This window comes from Cyanobacteria bacterium GSL.Bin1, from assembly GCA_009909085.1.
GTDB lineage: Bacteria > Cyanobacteriota > Cyanobacteriia > Cyanobacteriales > Rubidibacteraceae > Halothece.
Map to the genome: position 1 here is coordinate 1 of JAAANX010000023.1, position 5,802 is coordinate 5,802.

Sequence of the window (5,802 nt, forward strand, 5' to 3'; positions counted from 1 at the left end):
CTGAGCAAGACTTTCATCACATTGGGATTGAATATCAAGAATTTGGGGATGATCGGCATCAACAATCAATTCAAAAGGCTCAAGAAACTATTCCACCTCTGGTTGAAAAGCTGATTGCGGCCAACAAGCAGTCTTGAGGATCAAGTGGAAGCCTTTCAGCGGATTTCTGCCAGCAATTAACAGGGAAAGAAAGGCTGGGCGATCATAGAAAACAGTTAGCGGTTTTTCGTCAATGGCATCAGTGTACTGAGTTGCGATCGCGTCGTAGGTGTTTCCCGTGTGTTTAGACATCTGCTTAATCTTGTGATCTCGTGGTTCTGTTTTCTAGAAAGAGACAAGCGCTTCCCCGATTTGATTTAAAGATGTTTTTGATCTTGACCGCAAGCGCTTTTCCGAGCATCTGATGTTGAGGGGCTGAAATGTGAATTCCATTTCAGCCTGCGGTAACGCCAATGGCTCCCGTTGCATCGAGGAATGGCACACCAGCAGTCTTGGCAACCTTATGATAGGCTTCCCCAAACCCCTTTGACTCAACCTGAGCCCCACTGAAATGCTCGGCAATATAAGGATGGGGCATCTCTCCAGTTTGAGGGGGTGCGACGATGAAAACTTGGGGTGCATCATAGGTATTGGAAACACTCCCGCTAGAGCGTTCGACCAATGCAATCAGTTGCGCGATCGCAGCAGCTGAGTCTTTAGTGGTTCGGTGGAAGGGCGCTTTCAAATCGTTGGTACCGAGCAGAATAAATCGTTGGTACCGAGCAGAATAACGACGAGATCCACGGGAGCATAAGCTGCTAAAAGCCCAGGCAGTGTCTTCGCGCCATTAAACGCTTCCCCGGATACAATTCCAATGGGAGTTGGATAATCTAGATTGGTCGTGCGATTGTTCAATCCATTCTCGATAACCTCAAAACCGCTTCCCAATTCCCTTTGCATTACTCCTGAAAAACGCTGGGACAGAGGAAAACGAGTCGTGGGAAAGCCTGATTCAGTGGGAACCCAGCCCCAGGTATTAGAATCGCCGTATACTAAGACTCGGATGGGATGGGATGAAGGAGTTGAAAACATCGGCGGCGCGATCACCCATTTAAGCGCCCGTTTGACAATTAAGTTCATCGGAAATCCTCTTCTTGTTTTTTGACAGAACTATTTGTAGAGTTAAGGTCTATCTTCAACTGGATGGAAGATATCGACGCGATCGCGATCGGAACTGGTGTAGTCCGGGTCAACATAAATAAACACACGATGAATTAACGGTTCCTTAAACTCGAACACATTTGGGTATTCATTGAATCTGAATCTCCTTAAATTGCGGTTTTCCTGCCTAAACTCAGGCGATCAAATGTTCGATTCGATGGAGAAATTCACCTAAGAAATGGTTTTTAAGGAAAGCTCCATGCGAACATTACATTTTTTATAACGAGACTCCTGAGTATATGGAATCTTCCGGAATCCATAGCGTTGATACAAACGAATGGCATTAGAGAGTTTAGTATGTGTGCTCAAAGTAATCTTTTGAGCGCCAGCTTCACGAGCAAAGTTTAGTGCTGCTTCCATCAATCTGGCGCCATAGCCTTGGCAACGGTAAGCTGGCTCAACTGCCATTTTCGATAGTTCAAATTCATCAGTGCTTAAGGGAATGACAGCGCAAGTTCCCACAGGAATCTCATGATCCAGGATGAAGAAAATCTGTCCGCCAGGTTCAATGATAGATGAGTAGGGATCTTTGAAGACAGCTTCATCTGCGGATTCGACTTCAAAAAACTCTTCTAGCCAAAGACGGTTGAGATATTCAAAAGAGTCTTTCCAATAAGAACGGTAGGTGACAAGTTTGGCGCTCATAGAATCTAACCCTTACTGTATTGAATAAATGCTACGGAATGATGTGTTTGGCTTTTAACTGGTCAAGAGCATTCAGCATAGTCTGGCGAGCGTCTGCTGTTTCGATAAACCCAAACCGGCGCAGTTTGTTGACATCAGAAATAATGTCGGTTTCAGTGTTGAACAGCAGATCGCCAAATGCCCAGCCCACCAACTGATCCAGATTCGGTTCAACCAAGCCATGGCGTTCAGCTAAACGTTGCCAGACTTCCCCTTTGTCAGCCATATGCTCCGTCAAGGGAAGCGGTATCGGAGGAGCGATCTCTAAGACCAGATAATCGGCAATGTCGGGCCAAAGCCTTTCCCAGCGGAACACATCGCCATTAGTGACATTGAACACCTCGCCCCCTGCTTCTGGAGTGGTCGCCGCCCAAACGCTAGCTCGCCCCAGCAAATCGGCATCAGTAAACTGCATTAGCACTTTGTAGGCAACATTCGTTCCCGGGTAGCGCAGGGGAATCCCCAATTCACGGGACAGTTCTGCAAATACGCCCACTACTAGCGCAATGTTCATCGGGTTGCCGTAGATATTGCCGTCAACGACCAGATCCGGACGCAACACCACATAGTCCCATGAGGCGCTCGCAGCCCGCTGAGCGAGAATAGCTTCCTGAGCCTGATAGAGATTGGGGGGCAAATGGCTGGCATCGTCTTCTCTTGCAGGAGTCGGCACCACAGCGCCCGGCAAATGGATGCCGTAAATTTTGAATCCCTGATAGATAACGATCCTTTCGAGGGGAGCGTTGGCTTCTTCTAGAGCGCTGACCAAATGATCGAGCATTTGGGCATTTTGTTGGGCCTCAACACTCAAATTGGGATGAGGTGCTAGCGCCGCGTAGAACAGGTGAGTTGTCTCGGCAGCTTTGTCTTTGATTGCTTGAAATGCGGCTTCGCGATCGCGCAGATCGGTTTGTACTGTGTCTAAACCAGAGATCGGTTTGCGGGCAAGTCCTTTGACAGCCGCCCCATGATGCTTTAGAGCCCGCGCTGTACCCTGTCCGATAATGCCGCTGGCGCCGGCAATGAGTGCTTTCATAGAATGATTCATTGTTCTAAAACTCGATAACAACTTTACCGAAATGTTGACCTGATGCCAGGTATTGAAAAGCCTCTGGCGTTGCTTGGAAAGGAAAGATTTGATCAATAATGGGTCGAATTGTGTTAGCCGACATCGCCCTGAGCATATCGGCAAAGTCTTGGCGACTGCCAACGCTTAGCCCATGAATTTTGGCTCGTTTGAGGTTGAGGGTTACTAAATCAAGAGCGCTTTGTTGACCCTCCAGAAAGCCCACAAGGGAAATATGACCGTCCACCCGCAAAGCCTCCAGACTTTTATTAAGATTTTGACCGCCAACTGTCTCGATAATTAAATCGGTTCCATCTCCGCTTGTTGCCTCGAAGACAGCAGTTACCCATTCTGGATCACTGCGATAGTTAATTAAGTAATCGGCTCCCAAGGCTTGAGCGTGTGACAGTTTTTCATCACTACTGGAAGTAATGATGACTTTTAGCCCAGTTGCTTTAGCAAACTGTAGGGCAAAAATAGAAACGCCGCCTGTGCCATGCAGAAGAACCGTATCTCCGGGTTTTGCTTTGCTGTAAGCCAGAGCATTCCAGGCGGTGAGAGCTGCGATGGGCAATGTTGATGCTTCAGCTAGGCTCAAAAAGGCAGGAACTCTGATTAATTCATGGGCTCGAAAGCATCGATATTCAGTTAATTGACCGGGGTAGAGTCCTGACCCTGGACGAGCGTTCAAGTGGGAACTTTCCGCTGTATAGCGACCACCAATCCAGTTTGGAATGTAAGTGGTGACTACACGATCACCAGGGTGAAATTCCTTCACTTCATCGCCGATTGCTTCGATAATTCCAGCCCCATCGGAAACTGGAATCAAAGGCAAAGATAAATCAGGATTAAGGTTGCCTTCAACCAGAAGCAGATCGACAAAATTGAGCGAAGCGGCTTGCATTTTCACGAGAATATCTTGAGAACCCAGTTTAGGAAAAGGGGTAGAAACAAGTTGAAGACAATCAATGCCAAATCTGTCTTTCAACATTACTGATTTCATGAATTTGCCCTCTTATCAACTTTGATTCATGGCATCAAATGCCTGAATAATTTGTGGATGTTTTAATCTTCGCGCAGCAATTCCCACTCGAACAGAGGCAATTATGCTAAATTGCTACCATAACAATCTAGACTTTAAAAACTGTTATGGTCGATATCACCTCAAATTGGATCGCTATAAACCTAAATACTGGATTTTGGAGTTTCTCGATTCATGCAACTGTCTCCTCTTGAGTCCAATCAAGATCAAGTTTTGTATGAGCAAGTGGCAGATCGGCTACAGGCATTGATTGCCAATGGTACGTTGAAGCCAGGGGATCGCCTCCCCTCGATCCGTAAACTCAAGCAACAGTTGTCAGTTAGTTTCTCGACAGTGATCGAAGCCTATCGCTTGCTTGAAGATCGCGGACTAATTGCTGCTCGCCCTCAATCGGGGTATTATGTCAAGCCCACTGCCCTGCAGCAACACCTTGAACCCACCTTAACTGAGCCCTATGCTCGGGTTTGCGAGATTGATACCTCCTTAGCTTTTGAATTATTCAAAGAGATTGGGACTCCCGATATGGTTCAACTGGGAGCAGCGACTCCTGCCACTGATCACTTACCCGTTGCCAAGCTCAATCGCCTGATGGCAAAAGCCTTGCGAGAACATCCTAATGTCGCGCACTCCTACAATGTTCCCGCTGGTTATGATGTTCTCAGGGCTGAGATTGCCAAGCGAATGTTGGATGCTGGCTGTTCCATTCATCCTGACCACATTTTGATGACTAATGGCGCTCAGGAAGCCATTTATCTCTCGCTACAAACGGTTACTCAACCTGGAGATACTGTCGCGATCGCGTCACCGACTTATTTTGCTTTGCTAGAAATCATGAAAACCTTGGGACTGAAAGCGTATCCATTGCCCACTCATCCCCGGGAAGGAATCAGCTTATCCCATCTGGAGGAAGCCCTGGCATCTGGAAGCATTCAGGCGTGTTTATTCGTGTCTAACTTTAGTCATCCCCTCGGCACTTGTATGGCAGATACGACCAAGAAACAAATTGTTGAGTTAATCACGCAGTGTAAGGTGTCCTTGATTGAAGATGATGTTTATGGGGAGTTGTATTTTGAAGGCACTCGTCCCAAAGCCATGAAAGCATTTGATACTGAAAATCGGGTCATCTATTGTTCTTCAGTCAGTAAGACCCTTTCTCCTGGATTGCGGGTGGGATGGTGTTCAGGAGGTTGCCATCATTTGAAAGTGCTGTACAAAAAATCTCTACTGAATCGAACCAGCGCGATCGCGCCGCAGCTAGCCGTTGCCTCCCTACTCACTAACGGTGGCTACGATCATCATTTGCGTCAGCTGCGCCGGACTTATCAAGAGCAAATGAACCGAATGTTGCAAGCCATCTCGGATTATTTCCCTGCGGAAACCTGTGTCACTCAACCCACAGGCGGTCATATCCTATGGCTGGAAATGCCGGAAAGGTTTGACGCGATCGCCTTGTATCATGCTGCTTTGCAACGGGGGATCAGTATTGCGCCGGGACCGATTTTTTCTGCTTCTGGAGAGTGCTTCTATCGCTGTTTTGCTCTCAACACAACCCTTCCTTGGTCAGAAACAGTGGATCGGGCCATGCAGACGCTGGGACAGCTTGCCAAACAACAGATGGCTGTCAATCTTTTGAAGAACAACTTGATTTAAGGAAGAGAGATTTGGGCTAGGCGGACTGCTCAATTTGAATGGAAGGCTCGCACTTGACAGGAAAATTGACGGAATTGGCAATAAAACAGAATTCATGAGCTTTGGCATGGAGTTGTTTCGCTTGAGATTGATTCTCAGCAGACTGAATCGCAACTAGTAC

The 5,802-nt window shown here is 47.3% G+C and carries 7 protein-coding genes; 1 reads left to right on the forward strand and 6 read right to left on the reverse strand.

Annotation, left to right across the window (positions count from 1 at the left end; all coding sequences use genetic code 11):
* Positions 1 to 87: 87 nt before the first annotated feature.
* The 6 genes from GVY04_00980 to GVY04_01005 all read right to left on the reverse strand — a co-directional run bounded on the left by GVY04_00980 (position 88) and on the right by GVY04_01005 (position 3,953).
* Positions 88 to 291, reverse strand: a complete 204-nt coding sequence (locus tag GVY04_00980) for a hypothetical protein (GenBank protein NBD14750.1) — start codon at positions 289 to 291, stop codon at positions 88 to 90.
* A gap of 142 nt (positions 292 to 433) precedes the next feature.
* Positions 434 to 724, reverse strand: a complete 291-nt coding sequence (locus tag GVY04_00985) for a hypothetical protein (protein NBD14751.1) — start codon at positions 722 to 724, stop codon at positions 434 to 436.
* Positions 721 to 1,119 (reverse strand): hypothetical protein, encoded by a 399-nt coding sequence (locus tag GVY04_00990; protein NBD14752.1) that lies wholly within the window; start codon positions 1,117 to 1,119, stop codon positions 721 to 723. Before GVY04_00990 ends, GVY04_00985 begins: the two co-directional genes overlap by 4 nt.
* A gap of 252 nt (positions 1,120 to 1,371) precedes the next feature.
* The gene (locus tag GVY04_00995) at positions 1,372 to 1,845 is read right to left on the reverse strand and encodes a GNAT family N-acetyltransferase (protein NBD14753.1); all 474 of its coding nucleotides are present in this window, start codon (positions 1,843 to 1,845) and stop codon (positions 1,372 to 1,374) included.
* A gap of 31 nt (positions 1,846 to 1,876) precedes the next feature.
* Positions 1,877 to 2,932: an NAD-dependent epimerase/dehydratase family protein gene (locus GVY04_01000; GenBank protein NBD14754.1), complete on the reverse strand. Its 1,056-nt coding sequence runs from the start codon at positions 2,930 to 2,932 to the stop codon at positions 1,877 to 1,879.
* A 4-nt stretch (positions 2,933 to 2,936) separates the two neighbouring features.
* Positions 2,937 to 3,953 (reverse strand): zinc-binding dehydrogenase, encoded by a 1,017-nt coding sequence (locus GVY04_01005; protein ID NBD14755.1) that lies wholly within the window; start codon positions 3,951 to 3,953, stop codon positions 2,937 to 2,939.
* Between the two features lie 213 nt (positions 3,954 to 4,166).
* Here GVY04_01005 and GVY04_01010 point away from each other — a divergent pair, with 213 nt between their 5' ends.
* Positions 4,167 to 5,642 (forward strand): aminotransferase class I/II-fold pyridoxal phosphate-dependent enzyme, encoded by a 1,476-nt coding sequence (locus tag GVY04_01010; protein NBD14756.1) that lies wholly within the window; start codon positions 4,167 to 4,169, stop codon positions 5,640 to 5,642.
* The last annotated feature ends 160 nt before the right edge of the window (positions 5,643 to 5,802 follow it).

Bases quoted from the DNA above. Each gene is read 5' to 3' on its own strand.
- GVY04_00990 (NBD14752.1), bottom strand. From the start codon at position 1,119: ATGAACTTAATTGTCAAACGGGCGCTTAAATGGGTGATCGCGCCGCCG.
- GVY04_01000 (NBD14754.1), bottom strand. From the start codon at position 2,932: ATGAATCATTCTATGAAAGCACTCATTGCCGGCGCCAGCGGCATTATC.
- GVY04_00995 (NBD14753.1), bottom strand. From the start codon at position 1,845: ATGAGCGCCAAACTTGTCACCTACCGTTCTTATTGGAAAGACTCTTTT.
- GVY04_00980 (NBD14750.1), bottom strand. From the start codon at position 291: ATGTCTAAACACACGGGAAACACCTACGACGCGATCGCAACTCAGTAC.
- GVY04_01005 (NBD14755.1), bottom strand. From the start codon at position 3,953: ATGAAATCAGTAATGTTGAAAGACAGATTTGGCATTGATTGTCTTCAA.
- GVY04_01010 (NBD14756.1), top strand. From the start codon at position 4,167: ATGCAACTGTCTCCTCTTGAGTCCAATCAAGATCAAGTTTTGTATGAG.